Here is a 23715-nt window from a genome sequence, read left to right as displayed (position 1 = left end):
AGGGAGAGCCTACTTAAGAATGCCCGTTCACGGAACATCCATGCGCGCCCCGTGGCCACAAGCTTGCGAGGTATGCCTGCAGCTTCTGCATGGGTCATACGCGCCTTTCGGTTTGCTTTGATCCGGAAGGGCTTTGCGTAGTTGTGCCAGGCCATGTAGACGCAGAAGCGATTGAGCATTTTGGCGACATTGCGGGAAACGCAGGCGGTTTCGCGCCTATGGGCTGCCTGATCCTTTCTGAGCTCGCGATCCATGTAGTTGGCGCTGAAGAGGGGATTGTACCAGGTGCGCGGTTCGGTGGAGTGCACGGTCAGATGCACCAGTCGATGGTCTGCATTCTGAAAGCGAAAGAGCGGATGGTTATACAGCGCTCTGCGATATTCCTTTTTTTCGTCGGTGATGAGGATGAGAGGCTGCCATAGCTGGGGCATGCGTTCCTGGGCAAGGCGATCGAGGAGCTCCCGGAATGAGCGTTCGATGCTCCGAGGCTCAAAGGTACACGAACGATAGAGCAGGGACATTCTATGCTTTTGAGCCTTGGTGGTGTTGCCGGAACGGCGCAGGGTGGCATGGGTCGCGGCAAGGAAGAATTGAGAATCGGCTGTGACGGCGAGGGTGATGTTGTTGGGGAAGTACTGAGAGACATCGAAGGAGACAAAGCCATCGATGCAGACGGATTCGTGGGGGTTTGCATGGGGACGGAGCAGGCTCTGGAGTGCGATGGCTTGACGGGCGAGTCGGTCGATACGGTTCTGGATGGTGCCGCACGAAGCAGAGAAGAATCGTGAGAGTGCGCGAATGCTCATGGAAGAGCTGAGCAGGGTTTCGATCTGGGGATAGGCGAGTTTGCGCTTGGCGAAGTAATCAAGGCTGAAGGTCTGGGTAGAGAAGTACTTGCCGCAGAAGCTGCAGCGGAAGCGCTGGACCTTGCCGAAGGTTTTGGTCACATAGAAGCCAGCGACGACGAACCAGCGTTCTTTCGGTGCGTGCTGGTGATACGCACAAGCCGGGTTTGGGCAAAAATGAAAATGATGCATGAAAGCCTCCTCTCCTTATAGACGCAAGAAAAGAGGCTTTCACTTCAAATTCATATGCAAGGTTCGTGACACTATATAATGTTTTTGCCGGTTTCTTCTTTTAGCCGCTTCAAATACGCCTTGTCCAGCTCTGCCGCGAAGAATGCATCGACTACATCTGGAGCAAACTGCGTTCCACGCATCGACTTAAGCTCGCTGATCACCTCGTCGAAATCGAGCGCGGTACGGTAGGGTCGCGAGGTCGCCATGGCATCCAAAGTATCGGCGAGCGAAATAATGCGCGCGAGGTGGTCAATTTGCTCGCCTTGTGCCCCATCGGGGTAGCCTTTGCCATCCCAGCGCTCATGGTGATGACGCACCGCTGCCGCGGCCTTGGCAAAGAATTCGACTGTAGACAGAATCTGAGCGCCGATTATCGGGTGCATGCGGATCACATCGCGCTCGCGATCATCCAATGGACCCTCTTTGTTGAGAATACTGTCGGGAATGCCGATCTTTCCGATGTCGTGCAAGAGAGCTGCATACTCGAGCTGTTCGATTTCTTCATCGGGAAGGCGCATGACTTTTCCTAGGAGCGAGCTGAGCCATCGGACGCGTTCACAGTGGCCTTGCGTGTAGCGGTCTTTCGCTTCGATTGTCTCCGCGAGGGCGTAAGCGGCCTGAATATTCATCTGTTTGAGCTTGCGGTACACATCGCCCAGCTCCTGGTAACTCGATTCCACGCGATGTTCGAGCTCGAGCCGATACTGCTCGCGTTTTCGCTCTTCTTCGGCCTTCATTTCCATAATATCGCGGTACGAAAGCGCTTTTTCAAGCGTCTCCTGGATTTTGTCTATGGAGCTCGGTTTGACCAGATAGTCGAACGCGCCGCTTTTCATTGCAGCAAGCCCGGTTTCAAGATCGCCAAAAGCGGTCAGCATAATAACCGGAACTGAAGGAAGTATGCTCCGAATTTGAGGGAGCGCTGCAAGGCCCGGCATGACCGGCATACGGATATCGAGCAAAATCGCATCGGGGCTTATATCTCCGCTTTCGAGCAGGTCGATTGCCTCGCGTCCGTTCTTGGCAATTGCATACTCATACCCTATTTTTTTCATGCTGAGCGACAACACTTTTTGCATGGAAACATCATCGTCGACTATCAGCACGGTTCGTTTTTGCAATGTAGTCATCGATTCCTCATGTCCAGAGGGACTTTAGCCGTCCTGCTTCGGTCCGGGCAGCAGAAACGGTACTTTTTTCTGATATTCCTGATAGTCCCTGAACTGTACAATAAAAGTATACTTATCTTGTAATAAAATGAGAAGCAGATTCAGCGCATTTTCAAAGAAAAAAAGCAGAAATGCATAAAAATCGCTTTTCCAAAGCGCTATGCCCAGCGTAAAAATCAAAAACCACCAAAACCCCGGATGCCTGCACATTCCATAGCTTCCATAATGGTAGGCACACCCCGGTTCCACTGCGTGCTTTTTTGCGCCGACCGGAATCTCGATAAACACAGTCCATACAAGCAGCGCACCACCCAGAAGTCCAATGCAGAGCGAAATGGTGCGGACAAGAGGAGGGATATGCAAAGCCAACCCTTCATGCAGAAGCGAAATCAGCATTCCCGCAGCGACTGCAATGTAGCCAGCTGCCTGCAATGCAGTATGTCCCGGCAGCAACCCGGGCGTTTTTCCGCGCAACGCTCGCTGCGATTTACGGCTGAAGTGCACATAGCGCCATTCAGCGAACATAAGCACTGCAAAACCGCAGAAAATGAAGATAATGGATACCATTCTGCATACTACTATGCTATAGTATTTCCTAATTTTCCATATCCAGCGCACGTGTGGGGAGCAATTAGATGATTCTGGATGCTTCATCGCTCATTCCGGCCCTGTCTTTCTGTATTTATATTCCTTTTATTGTTTTTGGCCTGGCAAGCAAGAAAGAACGGGTCAATTTCTCGTTCCTTGAGTACATGGGATTCATGGCATTGTGGAGCTTCGGCTCTTTTATGATGCATGCCAATACAGGGTTATTCACGCCGCTCATCTGGAACAGAGTGATGCTCGTAGGGCTGCTTGGCGGCCCGATTACCATTTTCGGCACGCTTATCTATTTTTCAAGGACAGAGAAACGGCGCTATCGCATTCTTCTATATTTCGGCTATATAATTTATATTTTCTTGCTATATCTCAATTTTTCAGGAAAAATCGTCACTGATGCCGGCTTCGAAGGCAATGTATTCCACTATAGTCTCGGCCCGGGAGCGCCGATCGCGTATTCTCTCTCGTATTTCTACCTCATTCTGGCTATTTTGCTTATTCTTTGGGAGCTGAGGACAAATCCAGACAGATTTTTGAAGCGCTCCCTGCGGCTCGTTGTGGCTGGAGTCGTCATCATGCTGCTGGGGGTGGCGGCCAATCTCTACGCACCGCTTGGTCGATACCCCGTCGATTTGCTGGCAGCGACGATCAATGCAGCGATTATTTTCTTCAGCGTGTACAAGTACAGGCTTGTGCATTATTCAGCAGTGATGCTGAATATCTTTCTGACTTTGCTTGTCATCATATTCGCCAGCGTAATCTACATGCTTTTCTTTGTGCCGGTGTTCGCTCTTGACCGGGTCATTCCATTTTCCGAACTGGCATTGCTTTCAGTGCTTCTGGGAATTGTCTCGGCGCTGCTGCTTTCGCCGCTTCGAACCGCAACGCAGGCCTTGCTCGAGCGAATCTATGGTGGCAAAAGTTTCTTGTATTATCAAGAATTGCGAAAATTTTCCGCTGATCTGACTTCCATTGTCAATCTTGAGGACCTCGCAAAGCTCACCGTCGACAATGTCATATCGACATTCAAACTTGAGTGGGCATTTGTGCTCATCAATGACTATAATGCCCGAAATTTCCGTATTATTGCGTCTACAGGCCTTGCGTTTGCGGAAACTTACGGAGAAACCACCGACCAGCATGTCATTGTTCCGCGCACAGACCAGTTCGTGCAAGCCTATCAGCTGCGCACAATACAGCAGAATCAAGCAGCATACCAGCGGACCATTTCCATCAAATTATCCAAAGGCGAAATAAATGAGACGGTGCAGGCGAGCCTCGTTCTTCCCCTCAAATTCAAGGAGAGGCTGAATGGCTTTATCGTGCTCGGTCCGCGTATTGAAAAAGACTATTACAACCAGTACGACCTTGAGATCCTGCAGTTCCTCACCGACCAGGCATCGGTAGCGATGGAAAATGCCATCAGTTTCGAACGCTTGCGGCAGCAGCAGAAGCGCCTGCAGGAAACGAACGAAGAACTCACGCTCAACCGGAACAAGCTCGAGGCATTCTTCGATGGTATCGCGACGCCTATCTCCATTCAGGACATAAATTACAATATTGTCACTGCAAACTACGCGGCACGCCGGTATTTCGAAAAACCGCTCGAAGAGCTCGTGGGCTCGAAGTGCTACAAAGTCTATTTCAATCGGGACCGTCCCTGTGCGGAGTGTCTCGCCCAGGATTGCTTGCATACAAAGCTTCCTTTCAGCGCGGAAAAGCAGGACAGCCGGACCCAGCTTACCTTCGCGCTCAATTTTTATTCGATACCGACACCTAAAGGATCAGTCGGCTCTTTCATCGAATTTTTCCAGGACATAACGAAGCAGAAAACCCTGCAGGAAGAACTCATTCAGTCCGAAAAGCTGGCAGGCATCGGCACGCTTGTTTCGGGTATAGCGCACGAGATCAACAATCCGCTTGGCGGAATTCTTGGCACAGCCGACCTCATGCTTCCCGAAACGCCTGAGAGCAGTACGCTGCGTGAATATACGCTGGATATTATCCGTTATGCGCAGAGCGCGGCCGAGGTAATCAAGGATCTCATGACCTATTCGCGCAAGACCAGAACCTCCGCAGAGCCAATCAATATCATCACCATTCTCGAAAACTCACTCAAAATGGCGATGCGCGGTATCGATTTCGGAACAATCATAGTGCGGAAATCCTACGATTCAGTCAAGGAAATCCTTGCAAACCCCACCGAGCTGCAGCAGGTATTCCTCAACCTCATTGTCAACGCGGTACAGGCCATGAACAGCGATGGAATTCTGACTCTTTCATGTCGTCAGGAAGAGGATGATGTCATCATTACCGTGCAGGATACGGGCACTGGCATCGACAAAGAAAACCTCGACAAAATCTTCAACCCCTTCTTTACAACAAAAGAAGCGGGCGCAGGTACCGGACTTGGCTTGAGCATCGCGCATCATATTGTTACCAAATCGGGCGGTCGTATCCTGCTCGACAGCCAGGAAGGCAAAGGCACCACATTTACTGTCATTCTTCCCGCAGCAAGTCAGGACAAGGACCGCTTGCATCTAATCCATGCAAAAGAAACTCGTCATTTCGAAGACAGCTTTTATCTGCAGCGCAAGGTGCTTGTCGGCGAAAAAGGCTATCAGGAGGAGACCATCCGCCGAAAATGTGATGAAGTAGCCTTCCATATTCTCGCATACAAAGGCTTGCAGCCGATTGGGACAGTCAGTTTGCATCTGAGTGAGGAAGAAGGGCGTGTTCCAATTGAAGAGAATTTCAGTATCGCGCACTATCTCGATGGAAGCCTCTATGCGGAAATTGACAGGCTTGCGGTAGCCAAAGAAGAGCGCGGCAGCCTGATTCCATTCAGCATTATGGCGCTTGCGTATCTCTATGCGCGGGGTCGTGGCGCGAAAAAAATCTTCCTTGATGTATTCTCGGATGAAGTCAAGCTCATAAAAATGTATGAGAAGCTCGGCTTCGAGATTATTGGCAGTTATAGCAAGCCGCTGCCCTGCACGGTGATGATGATGGATCATGTTTCGCGGTACGAGCAGGAAGTTTCGCGGATGGAGCATTTTGTAAAGCCCTTTTTTTCGCGGCTTGTTCCAAAAATCGATTTTTCGGGCCAAGACCTTCATTATGTCATGAAGGCCATGGATGAAATCAGCGCAAAATTTCCCAAGGAAAGCGCCGATGAACAACAGGTCGGCGAGGCGATGTGAATAGAGCCAATTTGAATAGAAGCCATATGAATACCCCGCTCGTAATTTCCTTATTATTCTTGCTTTTTCCTGCCCGTCGTAGACAGAATTACTGTGCGGGCATACAATCGGTAATGCTATGAAGCCAGATGATTTGGCTGAGGGGCTGAACGCAATTTTCGCCCGCTCGCCGGTTTTCCCGGAGAAGTCTCTCATTATCGATGTAATCGCCAATCCGAAAGCGGGCGGTTTTAGCCGTATCCATCACTCAAGGAAGCGTTTCAACGAGCTCAAGGAAATTGTGCGACGTTCCCTGCAATTGCCTGAGCGCGCCTCCCCGTATGCCCTCAAAATGCACCTGACCGAGCGCTGTGGACATGCCGCAGCAATTGTCCAGCGCATTCTTGACCGTTCCCCCTCGAACGGAAAGGATTCCTGCCACCTCATCATCACCGCGGGCGGAGATGGCACAAGCTTGGAGACAGCAGAGCGGCTCACCAAGCTGCCTGAATCAGAAAAGGATAGATTTGGCCTTGTGCGCCTGCCTTTTGGCACAGGAAACGATGGCTCGGAAGGGCGCGATCTATTGGTAGCGCTCGGGCGATTTCTCGGGTCGGCCGCATTCGAACGCAGAGCGGCTTTGCGTGTTACGCCGAGCGAAGAAGGGGGCGGCTTACCGCGTTATTCTTTCAATATCGCAAGCATTGGCCTCGATGCGTATGTCGCTGATATGACAAATCGTCTAAAGCGGCACTTCCCGGGGGATTCATATCGGTTCTGGGTGAATATCGGCACGTTGTTCTACGACCGCATTTACAATGTGGGGGATATGCACCTCAAGGCATGGGGTGAAGATGGGAAGATTGTTATGGATTCGACTGGGCCGCGATTGCTCGTGGCTATGGGCGTTTCAGGCAATCGACAATACGGTTCAAACAAAAAAATTCTTCCGAACGATACCAATTGCGTTGCAGTTTCTCAGACCAGCTTGTTCAGAAAACTCATTCTGAAAGGCCCAATCGAACAAGGGCGACATGAAAACATCCCGGAGCTTGTCCACTTCAGCGCCGAGAAACTGATGATCGAGTATGGCGAACGAATTCCTTTGCAGTGCGATGGCGAAACGAACGAGCTAGCGAAATGCGATTTTCCGCTGATTATGGAGCGGGTGCGGAATGCATATAATGTCGTTGTTCCTGTGCTAGCGTGAGCATGTTAAAAAAGCATAGCGGCGCACGCATGAATACATCGCGCCTTCTCTGGTCAGCCTCGATTGCATGAGTTCGAATGCATCGATAGCAAAGGAAATCTCGGGAGCCGCGGGCAGGGAAGAAAGCTCCGGGATCCATGGCTCCTTAAGCCGAGCGAGGGTAAGATGCGCCTTCCACGGGCGCGAATCGGTTTCAGCGCCGATTTGTGCAGCAATTATGCGCAGGCGATCGATAAGGCTGAAAAGAGGCGCTGCAGGTTCAATGCGTGTGTGAAGGTACAGCACACGCGGAGCTCGCAAAGAGGGAAGAACCGAAAGATTGCCAATCCGCAGCGTGAGGGAAGGGCAGTTAATAGCCTCAGCCTCAAGAAGATTTTGCAGGGTGGCTGCATTCTTCTGATCGAGCTCGCCGAAAAAATGCAGCGTAAGATGCAGATTTTCTTCCGGCACCCACGAGGGTCTCGCAAGGGCGAATGAAGGCGCGATTGTACGGCAGTACTCGGCGATCCGGTGCTGGGCGGCGGCCGGCAGAGGAAGGGCGGCAAATAATCGCATACTGCGATTATGCCAGATAATCGGGCCGAATGCGAGACATGGATGCAAAAATGTTGCGCTTTACATGGCTCGATCCGCCCGTGATCTGGTCGATGAGGCGCTTTGTTTTTTTTCGCTCGCCATCGAGGTTGAAGGAACAGGTGCAGGTATGCGAGGTGAGGCCAAGTTCATCGGCGCACGCGATAATCTGACGTTCTTCGCAGAGAGCGAGAGGACGGATGACGGTCAGAGGATATTTGCGGTAGGGCATAACAGGCGGCATGGTGGCAAATTCGCCCTTTCGCATCATGTTCATGAGCAGAGTTTCGAGAATGTCGTCCATGTGGTGTCCGAGGGCGAGCTTATTGAAGCCGTTTGCCTGCGCATATTTCATAAGCTCGGTGCGGCGCTGGGTGGCGCACCAGTAACAGTTCATCGTTTCGCTGGGTTTGAGGCGGCCTGCAACAGGCACATCGATGCGCACAAAGGGTATGTTCCAGTCAGCCATTTTGGCCTTGAGCCAGGAATCGTCGACGGGGTTTGAATAGCCAGCGCTGGCCAGGTCCGTCGCGACATGGCAGGCGGCTATTTCAAATGGCACATCCCACCACTGGCGTTTCAGCGCGAGGTCCCAGGCAAGACAGCTCGAATCCTTGCCTCCGGAGACGGCAATGAGGATGCGGTCGCCTTCTTCGATCATGTTGTAGCGCCGGATGGCAACTTCGGTGAGTTTTGCCAGTGTGGAACGTGCATGTTTCATCGGTTGTTGCCTCATATCATACTGCAAATCTAGAGAAAGCGCCCTTGAGGGTCAAGGAGCCCGTGCAGCTGCAGCAGCAACAGAACGTGCGCGACACTATCGCGTGCGCCGCGCAGAATTGTTGTCTTCCCAGGAAGCCTGTGTTACACTTTCGCATCCGAAGGATCAAGGAGGACATATGAAACGATTTCTGTGTGTTTTGATCGCGTTGTGCCTTATTGCGGGCGCAGCATTCGCCGCACCGAAAACAAAGGTAAAAATTGCGCTCATCGTCGAATCCACCGTAGATGACAAAGGCTGGTGCCAGTCGATGCACGATGCAATTACTGCTGTACAAAAGAAATATGGTACTGCGCTCGTCGAATACAGCTATAGCGAAAAAATGAAGCCCGTCGATGCCGGCTCTGCCGCTCGTCAGTATGTCGCGAAGGGCTTCGATATTATTATCTGCCACGGTGCGCAATATAAGAATCTTGTGCTAGAGATGGCCGATGATTTCCCGAAAACCACATTTGCATTCGGCACTTCAGGCGAAATTGGCCCCAAAAATGTGTTTACCTACATGCCGGAAAGCGAAGAGACAGGGTATATCAATGGCATTATTGCAGGCCTTGTCACCAGAACGAACAAGATCGGCCTTGTCGGCCCTGTCGATGGAGGAGATGCAGCCCGCTACAACCGCGGCTTTATTCTCGGAGTCAAGGCGGTCAATCCCAATGCAGTGGTACAGGTTGCCTATACCGGCAGTTTTGGCGATTTTGTGAAGGCGGCGGAACTGGCGCACACCCAGATCAAGGCTGGTGCAGATGTGCTGACCGGTTCAGCCCAGCAGGCTCTGGGTGCCTTGCGCGCTGTAGCCGAATACAAGGACAAGCCTATCTGGTGGCTGGGGCAGGATACCGAACAGCTCAAAGTCCCGGAAAGCTATAAGGTCATTGCCGCTGCGAGCTACGCCTACGCCGCGGTTGTTGAGCAGCTGATCGATAAGCGCCAGTCCGGCGTGCTTGGAGGCGAGGTTATTCCGCTCAATTTTGCAAATGGCGGTTTTATTTACAAGTTCAATGACAATGTCGGGCCGGTTCTTACTGCTGATATCAGAAAGCAGGCTGAAAAAGCGCTTGCTGACATTACCGCCAGCAAGCTAACCATTGCTTGGCAGAGCGTAAAATAAAGCATTTTTCATCTCTAAAAACAGCATGTCTGCGCGGCGCACGCCATAGCGTCGCGCAGGTTCTATATGTCTGACAAGGTTTGCCCATGAATAATGAACCGATACATTCGCTGGCGGTAGAAGGAATTACCAAGCGCTTTCCTGGCATTCTGGCATGCGATTCAATCAGCCTCGATGTTGGCGAGCATGAAATTCTCGCAATAGTCGGCGAGAATGGCGCTGGCAAGACGACGCTCATGAATATTCTCATGGGGCTGTACCAGCCAGATGAAGGAAAAATTCTTATCAACGGGCGCGAAGTGCATTTTCGCACCCCTGTTGATGCGTACGCAACGGGAATCGGCATGGTGCATCAACATTTCATGCTGGTACCAAATCTTACGGTGGCTGAGAATGTCTTGCTTGGCATGCGGGAATTCCAGAAATTTCTGTGGCAGGACATGGAAGGCGTGCGCAAGCGAATTCGCGAGATTTCCGAGCGCTACAATTTGCCTGTCCAGCCTGATGCCTATATCTGGCAGCTTTCTGTTGGCGAACAGCAGCGTGTAGAGCTTGTAAAAACGCTCTGTCTCGGAGCGCGTTTTCTCATTCTTGACGAACCGACAAGTGCGCTTACTCCGCAGGAGACAGACGATCTCATCGCGCTGTTAAAGCGCATGTCAAGCGATCTGTCGATTATTTTTATCAGCCATAAGCTTGCCGAAGTGACTGCGCTCTCCGATCGCATCGCTATTCTCAGGCAAGGAAAGGTTGTATACCGCGGCACGACATCCGGTCAATCGGTCTCGAACCTTGCCTCGCTCATGACCGGGCATGAAGTAGTGCTGCCCTGCAATGAATGCACTGGCGGCTCAGGAGAAACCATACTCGAAATCAGGAACCTGAAGGTCAGGTCCGATCGAGGGTTCTTTGCGCTCGACGGGCTGTCGCTATCACTGCAGAAAGGCGAGATTCTCGGCCTTGCGGGCGTTTCCGGCAATGGTCAGCGGGAGCTTGCAGACGCGCTTGCGGGCTTGAGAAAAGTCGAATCTGGAAGCATTCTCTTCAGAAAAAAAGAACTTGCGAACAAAAGCCCGCGCTCGATTATAGAGGCAGGCATCGGCTATATTCCCGAGGACAGGAATGAAGAAGGAATTGTTCCACCTTTCAATGTGCGGGACAACCTGATTCTCAAGGATTTCCGCTCGAAGCATTTTTGCAAGGGGCCTTTTTTCCGCTTCGATGAAACGCGCCAAAATGCCGAGGAGCTTCAGAAGCGCTTCGATATCCGTTGTGCATCGCTCAATGTCGCCGCGGGGTCACTTTCCGGAGGAAATATCCAGAAAGTTATCCTTGCCCGCGAATTGGCGCGCAAACCGGAAGTGCTCATAGCGGTGTACCCGACGCGCGGCCTCGATATGGGTGCCGAGGAATTCATCCATGAGAGATTGCTCGAGCTCCGCTCGCAAGGAACAGCGATTCTCCTCATCTCGGAGGAGCTGGATGAGCTTTTGAACCTGAGCGACCGCATTGCTGTTATTTTTAAAGGAAAAATTCTGGCAACCATGCCAACTCGCGAAACCTCGAAGAAAAAACTCGGGCTTCTTATGGCAGGCATTTCCGGCGAGGGGGCTGCATGAAATCGACATACCGCGCTCTCTACATCTTTGCGATAAGCCTTGCAGCAGCGCTTGCAGCTATTCTGCTCGGGGCAGTTGTTCTGGAAATACTCGGCAAGGATCCGCTTGCTGTCTATAAGGTTATACTGACCGAGCCGCTCAAGGATCTGTTCGGATTGACGGAAATAAGCGTGCGCATGGTGCCGCTCATTCTTGTGGCGCTGGGTATAGCGATTTCCTTTCGTTCGGGGATTCTGAATATTGGAGCCGAGGGGCAGATACAAATGGGTGTCATTGCTGCAGCCGCCGCCGCCATATACCTGCCGCCGTTGCCAAAAATAGTGATTCTGCCGCTTGTTCTCGTCGCAGGAGCCCTCGCCGGGGCGATATGGGCAAGCATTGCAGGCTGGCTCAAGGCGAAGCTGAATGTGAGCGAACTGCTCTCCACAGTGATGTTGAACTATATCGCGGCCCAGCTGTATGGCTTTTTGCTGCGCGGGCCGATGATCGATCCTGCGGAGTTGCAGGTTGGGAGCGGCACGCCACAATCGGTGCGTCTGCCAAAAGCTGCGTGGATCGACCGGATAATTCCGGGTATGCGTCTGCATTACGGATTTGTAATTGCAATTGTGCTTGCTATCCTCGTGTATGTTTTTTTGTGGCGAACAAAATGGGGATATGCGTTGCGAGCAGCAGGCGCAGGGCCCAAAGCCGCCCGCTATGGCGGCATAAAAGTAGAAACCTGCCTGATTGCAGCCATGGCGCTGGCAGGAGCTTTTGCCGGCCTGGCCGGAGCCATAGAAGTGACGGGTCTTCATCGAAGAGCAATTGAGGGGATTTCTTCGGGGTATGGCTTTTCGGGCATTGTGGTAGCTCTGTTTGGAGGCTTGCATCCAGCAGGCATTGTGCCTTCGGCTTTCTTTTTCGGTTTGCTGCTGATCGGAGCGGATATGACGCAGCGCATTATGTCGGTTCCGGCAAATATGGTGCTGGTGCTGCAAGGAGCGGTCATTCTGAGCATTATTGCTGCGAAAATGCTGATTGCAGACCAGTATTTGTTCGAGCGTTTTGCGCGCATGCTGGAAAAACGCGGAAGAAAGGCCGCAGGGGGTAAGACCAAGGCCGGAGCCGGCAAGGCTGGCGCGGCCAAAGTAGACCGCCGGAGGGAACAGCCATGAATATTCTCACCTTTGTCGTCAATGTTCTGTCGATCGGCATTCCTTTTTCGGTTGCGCTTCTGCTCGCCTCGACCGGAGAAATGTTTAATCAGCGTGCTGGTGTGTTCAATCTCGGCTGCGAAGGCATTATGTCGATGGGGGCTTTTCTTGCATTCATGCCGGCTCATCTGCTGCAGAATACCTCGCTCGCGCCATATGCGAACCTCATCGGAATTGCGGCGGCGATTGCGATAGGCGCGCTTTTTGGTCTTCTCTTTGCGCTGGTTACGGTGACGTTCCGGGCGCCGCAAGGCATAGCGGGCATTGGATTGCACATGTTCGGTTGGGGTGTCGCAGGCACACTTTTCCGCTATTTTGTCGGCGGAGTAACCGGTGTACCGGGGCTTAAAAATCTGCCAATTCCGCTTTTGTCAAGAATTCCGATCATCGGACCATTGCTGTTCAATCTCAACGGGCTAGCGTATGCGGCATTCATTCTGGTTCCTGCGAGCTGGTACATTCTGTTCAAGACCCCGTGGGGGCTTAAGGTGCGGGCGGTGGGTACCTATCCGCGGGCAGCCGATACGATGGGCGTGAATGTTTCGCGTACGCGGTACCAGGCGCTGGTGGCGGGCGGCATGCTTGCCGGCCTTGCGGGGGCGTATCTTTCGCTTGGGCAGGCAAAGATGTTCGCGGATGACATTGTGGCGGGGCGCGGCTTTATCGCCGTAGCGCTCGTGTATTTTGGAAGGTGGAATCCCTATCTGATTCTAGGCGGGAGTCTTCTTTTCAGCGTCGCTCAGTCGTTCCAGCTCGCGATCCAGGTGCTTGGAATTCGCTTTCCCTATGAATTTGCGGTCATGCTGCCGTATGTGCTCGTGATTGTGGTACTGGCGCTGACGCCGGGGTCGGTGACGCGTGGTCCTGCGGAGTTGGGCAAGCCGTTCGACAGAGAAAAGCGCGTGTAGGCAACTAGCGCAGTTTTGCCAGCTTTGGAGCAATGACAAAACGGCAGTATGGGGCATCGGGATTGCGCTCATAGTACTTCTGGTGCCATGCTTCGGCAGGCCAGAAATGCCCTGCCGGCTCGATCGAAGTGACAATGGGGCGGTCGAATGCTGCCTGCGCGGCACTTTTGGACAGTTCGGCAAGTTCGCGCTGGTTCGCATCCAGATAAAAAATAACCGAGCGATACTGTTCCCCGATATCTGCCCCCTGGCGATTGAGCGTTGTCGGGTCATGGAATTTCCAGAAAAAATCGAGAATTTCTCGATACGATATGACAGCGAGATCGAAAACCACTTCAACTGTTTCGGCGTGTCCGGTGGTACCCTCGCATACTTCTTCATATGTCGGATGCGGTGCGGCGCCGCCGCAGTATCCGGATGTGACCGAGAGCACGCCAGGAACACGCTTGAACAGCGCTTCAAGGCACCAGAAGCACCCGCCCGCAAGGAGGGCTTTTTCGGTTTTCTCTCCTGTTTCCATTCTTGCAATTCCTTTTTTATGTTTCGATGCGATGACTTTCTTTTGTGCGACAACTACATAGTAAAAGTAGCGAAATTGTGTGAATAAGGGAAATCAGAGCCGGGAGCTTATCTGGCTTACAAGACAGCGGGCGGCTTGCGCTCCGGCACGCTATCAGCTTTTTCCCGCCCTTCCGCAGGATAGACAACCGAATTGATAAAGGTTACGAGCACATCGAGCGCGCGTTCGTTAAATCCGCCTTCGGGAATGATGATGTCTGCATACGCTTTTGTCGGCTCGATAAATTCGTAATGGCCGGGGCGAACAACGGTCAGGTATTGCTCAACGACAGAATCGACGGTGCGTCCGCGTTCTTTGATATCGCGGCTCAACCGTCTGATGAAACGGATATCATCCGGTGTGTCGACAAAAATCTTGAGATCTATGAGGTCGCGAACCTGCTTGTTGGTAAAAATCATAATTCCTTCAAAGATAACGAGCTTGCAGGTCTGGATATGGATCGTTTGCTCGGTGCGCCGGTGGTGCACAAAATCGTATACGGGCATGTCGATCGATTCGCCATTTTTGAGCGAAGTAAGATGCTGGATGAGAAGATCATTGTCGAACGCATCGGGATGATCGAAGTTGAATGCGGTGATGTTGCGGTTGTTGATGAATTCTGCCGATTTATAGTAGTTGTCCTGCGGAAGGAAAACAAAATCGCTCACCATTTCGGAAATTTTACGGACAATGGTTGTCTTGCCGGATCCAGAACCGCCGGAAATACCAATTATTTTAACAGGGGGCATAGAGAATTTGTATCATGTGCGCCGCAAGAGGTAAAGACCAGCAGGGCCGGGCAAACAAGCAGCTCTCAGATTCAGCCCTGCAAAGGATTTCCGAAGCTGCCCAAGAATACTACTTCGCCCAAAGGCTTACGAATGCGCTCCGAATTTTCGCTCGCTTTTTGCTGCTCCGAAAGAGCATCTGTCGGCCCCGGTTTGCCGATAGCGAGAACAACAAGCGGGACGATTTCCTTGGGAATACTGAGCGCCGCGCGTACTTTCGAAGGTGAAAAGCCGGCCATGGGGTGGGCTATCAAGCCTTCGTGCTGAGCCTGAAGCTCGATCGCCATCGCCGCTTGTCCGAGGTCGAAATAGGCATAATCGCGCCCTTCATCCATTCTGCAGTCGAGATGCGCTGCGGTACACAACACGAAGAACCATGAGGCCTTTTGCGCCCATGCATTGCCTGGAGTGAGCGCAGCACGGATTCCTTCGGCTTGGGCACTCCCGGGTTCATTGCTCACCATCACAATGCGCCATGGCTGATTGTTAAAGCATGACGGAGCAAGGGTGGCCGCATATACAAGCTCAGCGGCAATGCGTTCGTCGATGGGTTCTTCGGAAAGGCCTCTGCGCGCTCTGCGGTCCTCGATTTCATGCAGAATATTCATGATTGTCCTCCTGCTAGCGTGAATTTCCGGCGGCTGGCCATAGCGCCGAGCACCTCTTGAATTTGATCGACAATGAAGTCAGGAGTCGAAGCGCCGGCAGTGATCCCGATGCGCTCGTATCGCGCCATTTCCGCGGTGAGCTCGGAAGCGGTTTCGATGTGCCATGCAGGCTTTCCGCATTCGATTGCACTTGCATACAGGCGCTTGGTGTTTTCGGAATTTTTTCCTCCAACGATGAGAACCGCATCGACCTGTCCGCAAAGCTCGACAAGAGCCTGCTGGCGCTCCCGGGTGGCTGGGCATATGGTTTTTTCAGCAGTAATGGTCGGCACGTTGGCCTGAAATATTGCGATCACTGCGTCGTAGTCTTCTTGGCGGATCGTTGTCTGGGCGATGAGAGCGCATGGCTTGTCCTTGAGCTTCCTCGCTATTTTAAGCGCGGTTGTTGGGCCGTCAACCACAATTGCGTTCGAAGTATGCCCGAGAATGCCAGCGATTTCCCCATGCCGAGGGTCTCCGATGAGTACGACCTGCCAGCCCAATTTTTCATAGTGGCGCGCGAGCCTCTGGCTTTTTATCACGCGCGGGCAAGTCGCGTCGATAATTCGACAGCCCATCTCACGCATCCTCGAGATTGCAGCGAGCGAGGCGCCGTGAGCCCTGATGACAACGATCGCATCGTTCAAGTCTGGAATCGAGGCACTGCCATCTTCTACCTCTTTTGTGTCCAGCACATGAACGCCCAGTGCCTCAAGCTCGGCAACTGCCTGAGGATTATGGATGAGCGGTCCATAGGTGAAGACGCGGGCTCCCTCGTTTGCTGCTTCTTGTGCGGCTTGGCGAGCAAGCTCATCTGCCCGCCGCACTCCCATGCACATACCAAGGACTCGCGCCCTAATAATTTGCATACGCAAATAATAACATCGATTGCGAATTTTGGGAAAAGTGCTATACTACAATTTCCAAATTTTATGTTGCTTGGGGAAAAGGAGATTTCATGGCAGCACGCAAAACCATCGTCGTAGCGCTTGGCGGCAATGCAATTATCGAAGAAGGCACAGAAGGCACTACCGAGCAGCAATTCGAGAATACCCGCAAAAGCATGAAGGCCATTGTCGGCATGATTGCGGAAGGCCACAAAGTGGTTCTTACTCATGGGAATGGGCCTCAGGCGGGTGTGCATCTCATCCGGAACGAAGCTGCTTCGGCGCAGGTCCCGCCTTCCCCCCTCAATGTCATCGTCGCGGATACGCAGGGTTCAATGGGTTACATGATCGCGCAGAGCCTTGCGAATGCTTTGCGAGCGGAAGGCATCGAAAAGGATATTGTCACGGTGGTCACGCAGGTCGAAGTGGACCCGAATGATCCATCAATGCAGAATCCGTCGAAGTATGTTGGCCCATTTTATAAGGCCGAGCAGGTCGAAAAGCTTCGCGAACGCGGCTGGATCATAAAGGAAGATCCCATGCGCGGATACCGGCGGGTTGTTCCAAGCCCAAAGCCCCTCGACGTCATCGAAAAAGACACAATCAAAGACCTGATCGATGACGGGAAAGTAGTGATTGCGGTCGGCGGCGGTGGCATTCCAGTCAAGCGCGATACAGACGGCATGCTTTCGGGTGTCGATGCAGTTATCGATAAAGACAGAGCTTCAGCGCTTCTTGCCAGCCTCATCGATGCTGATGAACTCATTATTCTTACCGGCGTCGATAAAGTGGCAATCAATTTCCGCAAGCCCGACCAGCAGGTTTTTGACCATCTTACGGTTGCGGAATGCGAGAAATACATGGCCGAAGGTCAATTCCCGAAAGGTTCCATGGGCCCGAAAATCGAGGCGGCATGCGATTTCATCCGCAGGGGCGGCGCGAAAGTCATTATCACTTCGATGGAAAACGCGACTGCTGCGGTCGATGGCAAAGCCGGAACCGTTATCACTGCCTAGCCGGGGGCAGCCCGGACGGGGGCAAGTCCGGCCATGGGCAGCTCGATGCGCTCTGCCAGCGCAAGGTGCCTTGGTGCGCAACTTGACCACTCAAGGCGCTCCATGCTAACTTTTCAGGAATTCTTTTTCGATAAGGAAGATATATGAACGGTATCCAGAATGGCCTGGTTCTGCTTCAAGGAACCACTGCTGCAAATCCGACGGGACAGCTTGTCTCCACAATCGTCACCTTCGGTCTTGTTTTTGTCATTTTCTACTTTTTGATTATTCGCCCGCAGAACAAAAAGCAGAAAGATATGCAGAAGATGATCGCAGGGGTCAAGAAAGGCGACAAAATCGTCACTATTGGTGGCATTCATGGCGTCGTCGCTGCTGTCAAAGAGACTACTGTAATGGTTAAAGTTGATGACGGAACCCGCATCGAGTTTTCCAAGTCGGCAATCGCTTCGGTCAGCCCTGCCAAAGCCGAGGAAAAGGCTTCCGAGCCTGTCGAAGAAGCAGCAGAAAAAGCCGAAGACAAGTAATTTTTTCGATATGCCGGGCCTCGCTCTCAGGCAGGCTGGCATACCGCGCTTTTCCGCATTCTATACATCCATGAGAGGATTGGAGTTATCGGTATGAGCAAATTCCGCCGCCTATTGGTCGTCATTGCTGTGCTCGCCGTGGCCTTCATGTTCCTTTTTCCGAGTATTCAGTGGTATTTCCTGACACCGAAAGAGGATCAAGCCATCGCAGTAGGCTCCCGGGAGCAGATTCGTGAATATTCCCGGCGCATGACCTATCTCATCATTACTGACCTCAAGCAAAAGGCCACCGCAAAGGATACCACAGATCTTTCCGGACAAAAGATGTATAGCGTGGCTATCGAATCGGCAAAGAAAGCCTATTCACTCGCGAAAAAACCTGCTCCGAAAACCTGGGATGCGATAGCCATTCTTTCCGCGTTTTCAGGCGAGCGTTCCATGTTCGACAGCATCGAATCGCGCTATCGAGAGCATGTGCTCAGTCTGAAAAATGTCCACTCGAATGCAGTGCAGCTCGGGCTCGATCTTGCAGGCGGCATGAGCGCGGTTATCCAGGCGGACCTTAAAGGCCTGTCCGAAAAATTGGGGCATGACCTTTCTTCAGCAGAAAAAGAAGATGCGATGAAGCGTGCGGTCGAAATCCTCAATTCACGCATCGACAAATTCGGCCTGACCGAGCCGGTAATCAGGCGCCAGGGTGAGGATCAGATATACATCGAAATTCCGGGTGCGGCCGATCCCGAACGCCTTAATTCGATTATAATGGGCAAAGGGAATCTGGCATTCTATCTGGTCGACTCCGAGGCTTCGACTGCTGTGAGTTCATATCTCGCCACGAATCCGGTCGGTATCGATGAGCAAACGATGGTTGTCGACAAGCCCGGACTTGTGCCGGAAGGCAAAATCGTCCGCAAAGTCTATAAAAAAGACAGCTACGGTCTCGACGAGTTTACGGGTGAATACCTGGTGCTCGAGGGCAAGCCTGGCCTCGACGGCAGCCACATCCAGAGCGCCACTGTTTCATCAGACCCCATAACCGGCAAACCCGAAACCAACTTCGTGCTCGACAAAGAGGGTGGCGATCTTTTCTACAAGCTGACAAGCGAAAATGTCGGCAAGACCATGGCAGTTGTCCTCGACGATCGAGTCAAATCCTATGCGCGGATCCAGGAGCCTATCCGCGAATCGGTACGCATCACCGGTTTCAGTTCGGATGAAGCCGAATCGCTTGCTCTGCTCTTGCGGACTGCAGCGCTGCCAATCAGCTTGTCGGTGGTGAGCCAGCAAGCCATTGGCGCGTCCCTTGGTGAAGACTCGATCGCGCAAGGTCGAACCGCAATTTTAGTCGGTATCCTTTCGATCTTCGTGTTCATGTTTGCATACTACAAATGGGCGGGGTTGAATGCCACGATTGCCCAAGTGCTCAATCTCTATCTCATGCTTTCGGTGCTGACAGCTTTCAAGCTCACGCTGACCTTGCCTTCTATCGCAGGCTTCGTGCTGACCACCGGCATGGCGGTCGATGCGAACGTCATCATCTTCGAGCGCATCAAAGAGGAAATCAGAGCCGGGAAAACGCGGGCCGCCGCTATCGATGCAGGCTTCCACAAAGCCTTCTGGGCGGTCATGGACTCGAACATCACTACGATCATAGCTGCACTCTTCATGGCACAGCTCGGTACCGGCCCGATCCAGGGGTTTGCGATTTCGCTTGCAATAGGAAATATAACGAGCTTGTTCACCTCACTCTTCGTTTCGCGGCTGATTTTCGATTTCGAAACTGATGTGCTCCATGCCACACATACATCCATCAGCTGGAGGGTCCGATAATGAAACGCCTCATTCGATTCAGCAAATTCTTTCTGCCAGCTATGATAATCAGCTCAACCATCATCGTTTTAGGACTTATCGGATACTTCACGAAAGGCTTCAACCTCGGCGTCGACTTTCAAGCCGGTATCAACGAAACAATCCAGCTGGCATATCCGGCAGGCGAAGTCTCGTTCACAGGGAAGGGTAACGCCGAGCTCACCGTGAGCGAAACACAGCTCATGCTGGTTTTCTCTGGCGCCGAAGCCCAAAAACGAACAGTTGCTCTGGATTACAAAAGCTATCCGACCCTTGCGGATATCAAAGCTGCCCTCGGAAAAGAAACAGGCATTTCGGTCAAACTGAGCGAAGGCAGCGATGCTCTGCCATCTTCCTCAATTGTGCCGACTTATCAGGGCAATACACTTCTGAGCGTGAATCCGGTCAAGTTGTATCGTGCGCCGATAAACGACAGCGAACGCTTTGCATCGATCGATATTGTGCGCGAAGCGCTCAAGCCGCTCGGACAGGTATCGGTTCAGACAATCAATCCGGTTACCTCCCAGCGCTATCTCGTCCGTGTTCGGGATGATGGCAAGAATCCACAGTTCACCACCATGATCCCGCAGACAATTCGCCAGCTTATTGAAGACAAAGTGGGCAAAGACAGGGTTGTTGTCGTCAAGACTGATTATGTGGGACCGCGGTATTCACAGACGCTCGGTCAGCAGTCCGCATGGCTGGTTCTGGTAACCCTTCTGCTTATTCTTCTGTATTCGACGATTCGATTTAAAATCGAATACGCGCTCGGCGCGGTGCTTGCCATCATGCACGACGCGCTGATTATGGTGGCCTTCATTGTCTGGACACGCATGGAATTCAATACAACAACCATCGCGGCGATTCTGACAATTCTGGGGTACTCTATCAACGATACGATCGTGCAGTTTGACCGCGTCCGCGAAGAGCGCAAAATTCATCCTTCAGAGCGCTTTGTCGATGTGCTGGATCGCGCGCTGACGCTCACGCTGGGCCGCTCTGTGATCACGACATTGACGACGATGCTCGCTGTGCTCGCGCTTTTCTTGTTCACAACTGGGAGTATCAAGGACTTCGCGCTTGCGCTGCTGATCGGCATGACGAGCGGCGTGTACTCGACAATTTTCATTGCGAGCGCTTTTGTGCTGATGTGGGAAAACCGGCGGGCAGGCAAGGAACGCAAGCAAGCCAAATTGCAGAAAGATGTGCCGGACAAGGCACCAGGCAAGGCGCCAGCTGGCGTGTAAATGTTGACAAATGTGGGGCATTTCTGTACTATGTGCCCCGCTATTGGCGCCGTACCCAAGAGGTAAGGGAGAGGTCTGCAAAACCTTTATGCATCGGTTCGATTCCGATCGGCGCCTTTTGAATGAGCCGCCCTAGCAAAGGGGCGGCTTTTTTATTCCAGGGGGGCGGGGCGCTCGCGATGCCGGACGGATTTTTTGGGCGTTTTGCTTTGCATGAGAGAAAAGACAATTTTGAACAAATTTTACTTGAAAGCGGCTAAAAGTGTATGAAAAAGTTTTTTCTCTTGGTACTGGCAGCAATGTTTAGTGGTCTGCCAGTATTCGCAGCAGATTCAGTTTCCACAACCTTGCAGGCAACTGTCGGAGCGGCACTCAGTATTACTACAACTATTCCGGGAACAAAAGCCCTGGATCCGACACAGACATCAGCAGCGCTTGGGTCGGTCACTATCACCTCGAACCTTACAAACTGGAAAATTGTCATCCATTCAGCGAATGGCGGCAAGATGGTTCGAAGCGGAAGTACCGATGTGTATCCCTACCTGGTGACCTTTGGTGCTACTACTGGCATCGATTTGGCTACGGATTATGAAATTATTAAATCAGCTCCGCAAAGCGCAGTTACCACAAACGTCTCAGTTACCTACCAGACGGCAGCGACACTCGGAATTTCAGCCGGAACCTATGAAGATGTCCTGACAATTTCTCTGGTTGCGATCTGATAATGAATGCAGGCTGACTGAAATGGGGCTGCCCGTGCCAAACTCGGGCAGCCTTTTTATTTTCTCGTTGGTGTATTGCGCGCGCCCATAGTGGGAGCATGGCAGTTCGTGATATGATGATACACCTGGAGTATGAAAACCGAACCCGATTCCGAAGGCAGAAAGGGCAGCACATTCAGTATTGCTCTCTCGTGTGTGCTCTGCGCTCTGGCCATTTTTTCTTTTTTGATGCTCAGAGAAAGTGCGTATCGGTCCGAATCGGCGCTGCTGAAATCAGTATCGGAAAAGGTTGCCGGGCAGATTTCAGCAAAAATTCAGACAATTCTCGAAATAGGCGAACAATTCAGACAATTGCTCCTTACAGACAGCGGGAAAACCTATGCTTCGCTCAAGCTGCTTGCCGATGAAAGCCTTGCAAAATTGCAGTATATCGATTCGATAACCGTAGCACCCGGAGCGATCGTACGGTACTGCTTTCCGGAAGAGAAGGCCTCCGGTGCGATTGGCCGAGATTTGCTCGACGGTCCTGATCGGATGCAGGCTCTGGTGCGGGCGGTGAGCCGGAAAAAGGCGGTGCTCCAGGGGCCGACGCTCTCTGCCGATGGCCGGAATCTCGCATTCCTACGTGTGCCGGTGTTCAATGGTGCGGATTTGTGGGGTTTTGTAAGCGTCGGTTTTGATACGGATCGAATGATCGAATATTTGGAGCTTGGCGCGGCATTCCCGGGAATGCTCATTGCCGTCGCGTCTTCCGAGCCGGAAGAGAGCGGCAACAGTGTTTTTTGGGGAGACCAAAGCGCAGTACAGGGCTACCCTGCAAGAGTGAAAGCCGGGGTTGAAAATGTCTCCTGGACGGTATATGCCGCATCAAATTATCCGGCCAGGCAGGCTATCTGGTGGGGAGTAGCGCTGGTTGCTTTGAGTATTCTGAGCCTTGGGCTTTTTGTGAGTCGAATATTTACTGGGAGGCACCTGCCGGAGCGGACAATGGGGGTCAATATTAAGGCAGAGCTGGCTTTGAAAGAAGCGTCCTTTGCTGTTGCGCCCTTCGTGCCTCAAGAAAAGGTTGAAAAGGTAGTCTGGCCGGGAGCTTCAGAAGCGGAATGTGATGAATTGCCCCGGCAGGCTGCTTTGGCCGAAGATGAGGCAGATGCCAGAATCCCGGGCGCTGCACCATCGAGCGAGCAGCCCGGCCCGCCGCCAGGAAGTCCCATATCAATGAGTGGCGCGCCAGTCAGCCCGGCCCAACCCGGTACGAACGAGACAATTCGCTTGGCCCCCGAAAGACCAGTTTCCGTGCTTGTCGTCGACGACAGCGAGGTCAACCGTGAAATTCTTCTGCGCATGCTCGCTTTGAAAGGTTATGAAGCTGAAGCTGTAGACAGCGGTGCTGCTGCACTCAGCACCTTGAAAAAGCGCACCTTTGATGTAGTGCTTATCGATTGCATCATGCCAGATATGGATGGTTTTGCCCTTGCCAGGGAAATCAGGAAAAGCGAAGCGAGCACTGGCGACAAAAAAAAGCCTGTCGCTCTTATTGCGATGAGCCCGCGCCACGATCTGGAAGAAGCCGAACGAAGCTCGCAAGCTGGGTTTGACAGCCTGCTTGTAAAGCCTTTTACCATGACTGCGCTCGATCAGAAGATCGGCGAGCGTGTCCTATAGTAAGCATTTTTGCGCTCTGGCGAGCATGAAAGCTAGCCCACGGTGCAGTTGTGTGCAAGCTGAAGGAATGGCATTAAAAATGCAAACTTTGGAGAGATTGGATTTTTCGCACTGGCGGCGATTTGTGGCGCGCTTTTCATAATATTTCTGTTATATAGAATTCTGAAATTGCGTTAAGAATATTGCGCCAAAATAATATATATTTCATATTTAAATGGCATTTTGAGCATTTTGGAGAGATTTGCGTTTTGAGAGCATTATACTTTTTCTATTTGACTTTTTGCGAAAATGTCGATAATACTAATATCCTGACTTTTGCAGTTCCTGCATTAAAAAAGTGTTGTAATATCTTATTTAATAATGAATAGCGTGTGTTGGTTCATA

At 52.1% G+C, this 23715-nt stretch carries 21 protein-coding genes and 1 tRNA gene; 13 read left to right on the top strand and 9 right to left on the bottom strand.

Annotated features, from left to right (window positions below):
• The 3 genes from GAP13_RS10160 to GAP13_RS10150 form a co-directional block, all read right to left on the bottom strand.
• A partial coding sequence (locus tag GAP13_RS10160; protein ID WP_158908208.1) for a hypothetical protein occupies nt 1-1037 on the bottom strand: 1037 nt, incomplete at its 3' end.
• A gap of 71 nt (nt 1038-1108) precedes the next feature.
• A complete protein-coding gene (locus GAP13_RS10155; RefSeq protein WP_158908207.1) occupies nt 1109-2209 on the bottom strand; it encodes an HD domain-containing phosphohydrolase in 1101 nt (366 codons plus the stop codon).
• Between the two features lie 24 nt (nt 2210-2233).
• Nucleotides 2234-2815, bottom strand: a complete 582-nt coding sequence (locus tag GAP13_RS10150; protein ID WP_158908206.1) for a hypothetical protein — start codon at nt 2813-2815, stop codon at nt 2234-2236.
• 68 nt (nt 2816-2883) lie between these two features.
• Between GAP13_RS10150 and GAP13_RS10145 the strand changes: the two genes are divergently transcribed.
• Complete coding sequence (locus GAP13_RS10145; protein ID WP_158908205.1) at nt 2884-6051, top strand: GNAT family N-acetyltransferase; 3168 nt, start codon at nt 2884-2886, stop codon at nt 6049-6051.
• A gap of 118 nt (nt 6052-6169) precedes the next feature.
• The gene (locus tag GAP13_RS10140; RefSeq protein WP_158908204.1) at nt 6170-7240 is read left to right on the top strand and encodes a diacylglycerol/lipid kinase family protein; all 1071 of its coding nucleotides are present in this window, start codon (nt 6170-6172) and stop codon (nt 7238-7240) included.
• On the opposite strand, the gene thpR is transcribed toward GAP13_RS10140, so the two are convergent.
• Together thpR and GAP13_RS10130 are read right to left on the bottom strand one after the other, a co-directional pair.
• Nucleotides 7232-7795, bottom strand: a complete 564-nt coding sequence (thpR, locus tag GAP13_RS10135; protein WP_158908203.1) for an RNA 2',3'-cyclic phosphodiesterase — start codon at nt 7793-7795, stop codon at nt 7232-7234. The two genes, GAP13_RS10140 and thpR, sit on opposite strands and share 9 nt — an antisense overlap.
• Before the next feature lie 7 nt (nt 7796-7802).
• Nucleotides 7803-8534: a tRNA 2-thiocytidine biosynthesis TtcA family protein gene (locus GAP13_RS10130; protein ID WP_158908202.1), complete on the bottom strand. Its 732-nt coding sequence runs from the start codon at nt 8532-8534 to the stop codon at nt 7803-7805.
• 178 nt (nt 8535-8712) lie between these two features.
• On the opposite strand from GAP13_RS10130, the gene GAP13_RS10125 reads away from it, so the two are divergent.
• From GAP13_RS10125 to GAP13_RS10110, 4 genes are all read left to right on the top strand, one after another.
• Complete coding sequence (locus tag GAP13_RS10125) at nt 8713-9705, top strand: BMP family lipoprotein (protein WP_158908201.1); 993 nt, start codon at nt 8713-8715, stop codon at nt 9703-9705.
• Nucleotides 9706-9791: 86 nt separating this feature from the next.
• Nucleotides 9792-11324, top strand: coding sequence for an ABC transporter ATP-binding protein (locus GAP13_RS10120; RefSeq protein ID WP_241864339.1), 1533 nt, complete (start codon nt 9792-9794; stop codon nt 11322-11324).
• Nucleotides 11321-12481 (top strand): ABC transporter permease, encoded by a 1161-nt coding sequence (locus GAP13_RS10115; protein WP_158908199.1) that lies wholly within the window; start codon nt 11321-11323, stop codon nt 12479-12481. The genes GAP13_RS10120 and GAP13_RS10115 overlap by 4 nt, the downstream gene beginning before the upstream one ends.
• Nucleotides 12478-13428, top strand: a complete 951-nt coding sequence (locus tag GAP13_RS10110) for an ABC transporter permease (protein ID WP_158908198.1) — start codon at nt 12478-12480, stop codon at nt 13426-13428. The genes GAP13_RS10115 and GAP13_RS10110 overlap by 4 nt, the downstream gene beginning before the upstream one ends.
• A gap of 4 nt (nt 13429-13432) precedes the next feature.
• On the opposite strand, the gene msrA is transcribed toward GAP13_RS10110, so the two are convergent.
• The 4 genes from msrA to ispH all read right to left on the bottom strand — a co-directional run bounded on the left by msrA (nt 13433) and on the right by ispH (nt 16291).
• Nucleotides 13433-13948, bottom strand: coding sequence for a peptide-methionine (S)-S-oxide reductase MsrA (gene msrA / locus GAP13_RS10105; RefSeq protein ID WP_158908197.1), 516 nt, complete (start codon nt 13946-13948; stop codon nt 13433-13435).
• 116 nt (nt 13949-14064) lie between these two features.
• Nucleotides 14065-14736: a uridine kinase gene (gene udk / locus GAP13_RS10100; RefSeq protein ID WP_158908196.1), complete on the bottom strand. Its 672-nt coding sequence runs from the start codon at nt 14734-14736 to the stop codon at nt 14065-14067.
• A gap of 71 nt (nt 14737-14807) precedes the next feature.
• The gene (locus tag GAP13_RS10095; protein WP_158908195.1) at nt 14808-15383 is read right to left on the bottom strand and encodes a nitroreductase family protein; all 576 of its coding nucleotides are present in this window, start codon (nt 15381-15383) and stop codon (nt 14808-14810) included.
• Complete coding sequence (gene ispH, locus GAP13_RS10090) at nt 15380-16291, bottom strand: 4-hydroxy-3-methylbut-2-enyl diphosphate reductase (RefSeq protein WP_158908194.1); 912 nt, start codon at nt 16289-16291, stop codon at nt 15380-15382. Before ispH ends, GAP13_RS10095 begins: the two co-directional genes overlap by 4 nt.
• Before the next feature lie 89 nt (nt 16292-16380).
• On the opposite strand from ispH, the gene arcC reads away from it, so the two are divergent.
• The 7 genes from arcC (at nt 16381) to GAP13_RS10055 (ending at nt 23331) form a co-directional block, all read left to right on the top strand.
• Nucleotides 16381-17325: a carbamate kinase gene (gene arcC, locus GAP13_RS10085; RefSeq protein ID WP_158908193.1), complete on the top strand. Its 945-nt coding sequence runs from the start codon at nt 16381-16383 to the stop codon at nt 17323-17325.
• Between the two features lie 143 nt (nt 17326-17468).
• Nucleotides 17469-17849 carry a preprotein translocase subunit YajC gene (gene yajC, locus GAP13_RS10080; protein WP_158908192.1) on the top strand — a complete coding sequence of 127 codons (381 nt, stop codon included), beginning with the start codon at nt 17469-17471 and terminating at the stop codon, nt 17847-17849.
• Between the two features lie 93 nt (nt 17850-17942).
• The gene (secD, locus tag GAP13_RS10075; RefSeq protein WP_158908191.1) at nt 17943-19679 is read left to right on the top strand and encodes a protein translocase subunit SecD; all 1737 of its coding nucleotides are present in this window, start codon (nt 17943-17945) and stop codon (nt 19677-19679) included.
• On the top strand, nt 19679-20944 hold the full coding sequence (secF, locus tag GAP13_RS10070; RefSeq protein WP_158908190.1) for a protein translocase subunit SecF: 1266 nt from the start codon (nt 19679-19681) through the stop codon (nt 20942-20944). The genes secD and secF overlap by 1 nt, the downstream gene beginning before the upstream one ends.
• A 45-nt stretch (nt 20945-20989) precedes the next feature.
• Nucleotides 20990-21061 (top strand) — tRNA-Cys (locus GAP13_RS10065).
• 149 nt (nt 21062-21210) lie between these two features.
• Nucleotides 21211-21666, top strand: coding sequence for a hypothetical protein (locus tag GAP13_RS10060; RefSeq protein ID WP_158908189.1), 456 nt, complete (start codon nt 21211-21213; stop codon nt 21664-21666).
• Between the two features lie 132 nt (nt 21667-21798).
• Complete coding sequence (locus GAP13_RS10055) at nt 21799-23331, top strand: response regulator (RefSeq protein ID WP_158908188.1); 1533 nt, start codon at nt 21799-21801, stop codon at nt 23329-23331.
• Nucleotides 23332-23715 lie beyond the last annotated feature (384 nt).

This window comes from Rectinema subterraneum (assembly GCA_009768935.1).
Lineage (GTDB): Bacteria > Spirochaetota > Spirochaetia > Treponematales > Rectinemataceae > Rectinema > Rectinema subterraneum.
Note: the sequence above shows the minus strand (reverse complement) of the source record. Positions and strands in the feature narration are given on the sequence as shown.

What these genes read in the sequence shown, in the direction of transcription:
- GAP13_RS10155 (WP_158908207.1), bottom strand. Translation starts at nt 2,209, where the DNA reads ATGACTACATTGCAAAAACGAACCGTGCTGATAGTCGACGATGATGTT.
- GAP13_RS10150 (WP_158908206.1), bottom strand. Translation starts at nt 2,815, where the DNA reads ATGGTATCCATTATCTTCATTTTCTGCGGTTTTGCAGTGCTTATGTTC.
- GAP13_RS10145 (WP_158908205.1), top strand. Translation starts at nt 2,884, where the DNA reads ATGATTCTGGATGCTTCATCGCTCATTCCGGCCCTGTCTTTCTGTATT.
- GAP13_RS10140 (WP_158908204.1), top strand. Translation starts at nt 6,170, where the DNA reads ATGAAGCCAGATGATTTGGCTGAGGGGCTGAACGCAATTTTCGCCCGC.
- thpR (WP_158908203.1), bottom strand. Translation starts at nt 7,795, where the DNA reads ATGCGATTATTTGCCGCCCTTCCTCTGCCGGCCGCCGCCCAGCACCGG.
- GAP13_RS10130 (WP_158908202.1), bottom strand. Translation starts at nt 8,534, where the DNA reads ATGAAACATGCACGTTCCACACTGGCAAAACTCACCGAAGTTGCCATC.
- GAP13_RS10125 (WP_158908201.1), top strand. Translation starts at nt 8,713, where the DNA reads ATGAAACGATTTCTGTGTGTTTTGATCGCGTTGTGCCTTATTGCGGGC.
- GAP13_RS10120 (WP_241864339.1), top strand. Translation starts at nt 9,792, where the DNA reads ATGAATAATGAACCGATACATTCGCTGGCGGTAGAAGGAATTACCAAG.
- GAP13_RS10115 (WP_158908199.1), top strand. Translation starts at nt 11,321, where the DNA reads ATGAAATCGACATACCGCGCTCTCTACATCTTTGCGATAAGCCTTGCA.
- GAP13_RS10110 (WP_158908198.1), top strand. Translation starts at nt 12,478, where the DNA reads ATGAATATTCTCACCTTTGTCGTCAATGTTCTGTCGATCGGCATTCCT.
- msrA (WP_158908197.1), bottom strand. Translation starts at nt 13,948, where the DNA reads ATGGAAACAGGAGAGAAAACCGAAAAAGCCCTCCTTGCGGGCGGGTGC.
- udk (WP_158908196.1), bottom strand. Translation starts at nt 14,736, where the DNA reads ATGCCCCCTGTTAAAATAATTGGTATTTCCGGCGGTTCTGGATCCGGC.
- GAP13_RS10095 (WP_158908195.1), bottom strand. Translation starts at nt 15,383, where the DNA reads ATGAATATTCTGCATGAAATCGAGGACCGCAGAGCGCGCAGAGGCCTT.
- ispH (WP_158908194.1), bottom strand. Translation starts at nt 16,291, where the DNA reads ATGCAAATTATTAGGGCGCGAGTCCTTGGTATGTGCATGGGAGTGCGG.
- arcC (WP_158908193.1), top strand. Translation starts at nt 16,381, where the DNA reads ATGGCAGCACGCAAAACCATCGTCGTAGCGCTTGGCGGCAATGCAATT.
- yajC (WP_158908192.1), top strand. Translation starts at nt 17,469, where the DNA reads ATGAACGGTATCCAGAATGGCCTGGTTCTGCTTCAAGGAACCACTGCT.
- secD (WP_158908191.1), top strand. Translation starts at nt 17,943, where the DNA reads ATGAGCAAATTCCGCCGCCTATTGGTCGTCATTGCTGTGCTCGCCGTG.
- secF (WP_158908190.1), top strand. Translation starts at nt 19,679, where the DNA reads ATGAAACGCCTCATTCGATTCAGCAAATTCTTTCTGCCAGCTATGATA.
- GAP13_RS10060 (WP_158908189.1), top strand. Translation starts at nt 21,211, where the DNA reads ATGAAAAAGTTTTTTCTCTTGGTACTGGCAGCAATGTTTAGTGGTCTG.
- GAP13_RS10055 (WP_158908188.1), top strand. Translation starts at nt 21,799, where the DNA reads ATGAAAACCGAACCCGATTCCGAAGGCAGAAAGGGCAGCACATTCAGT.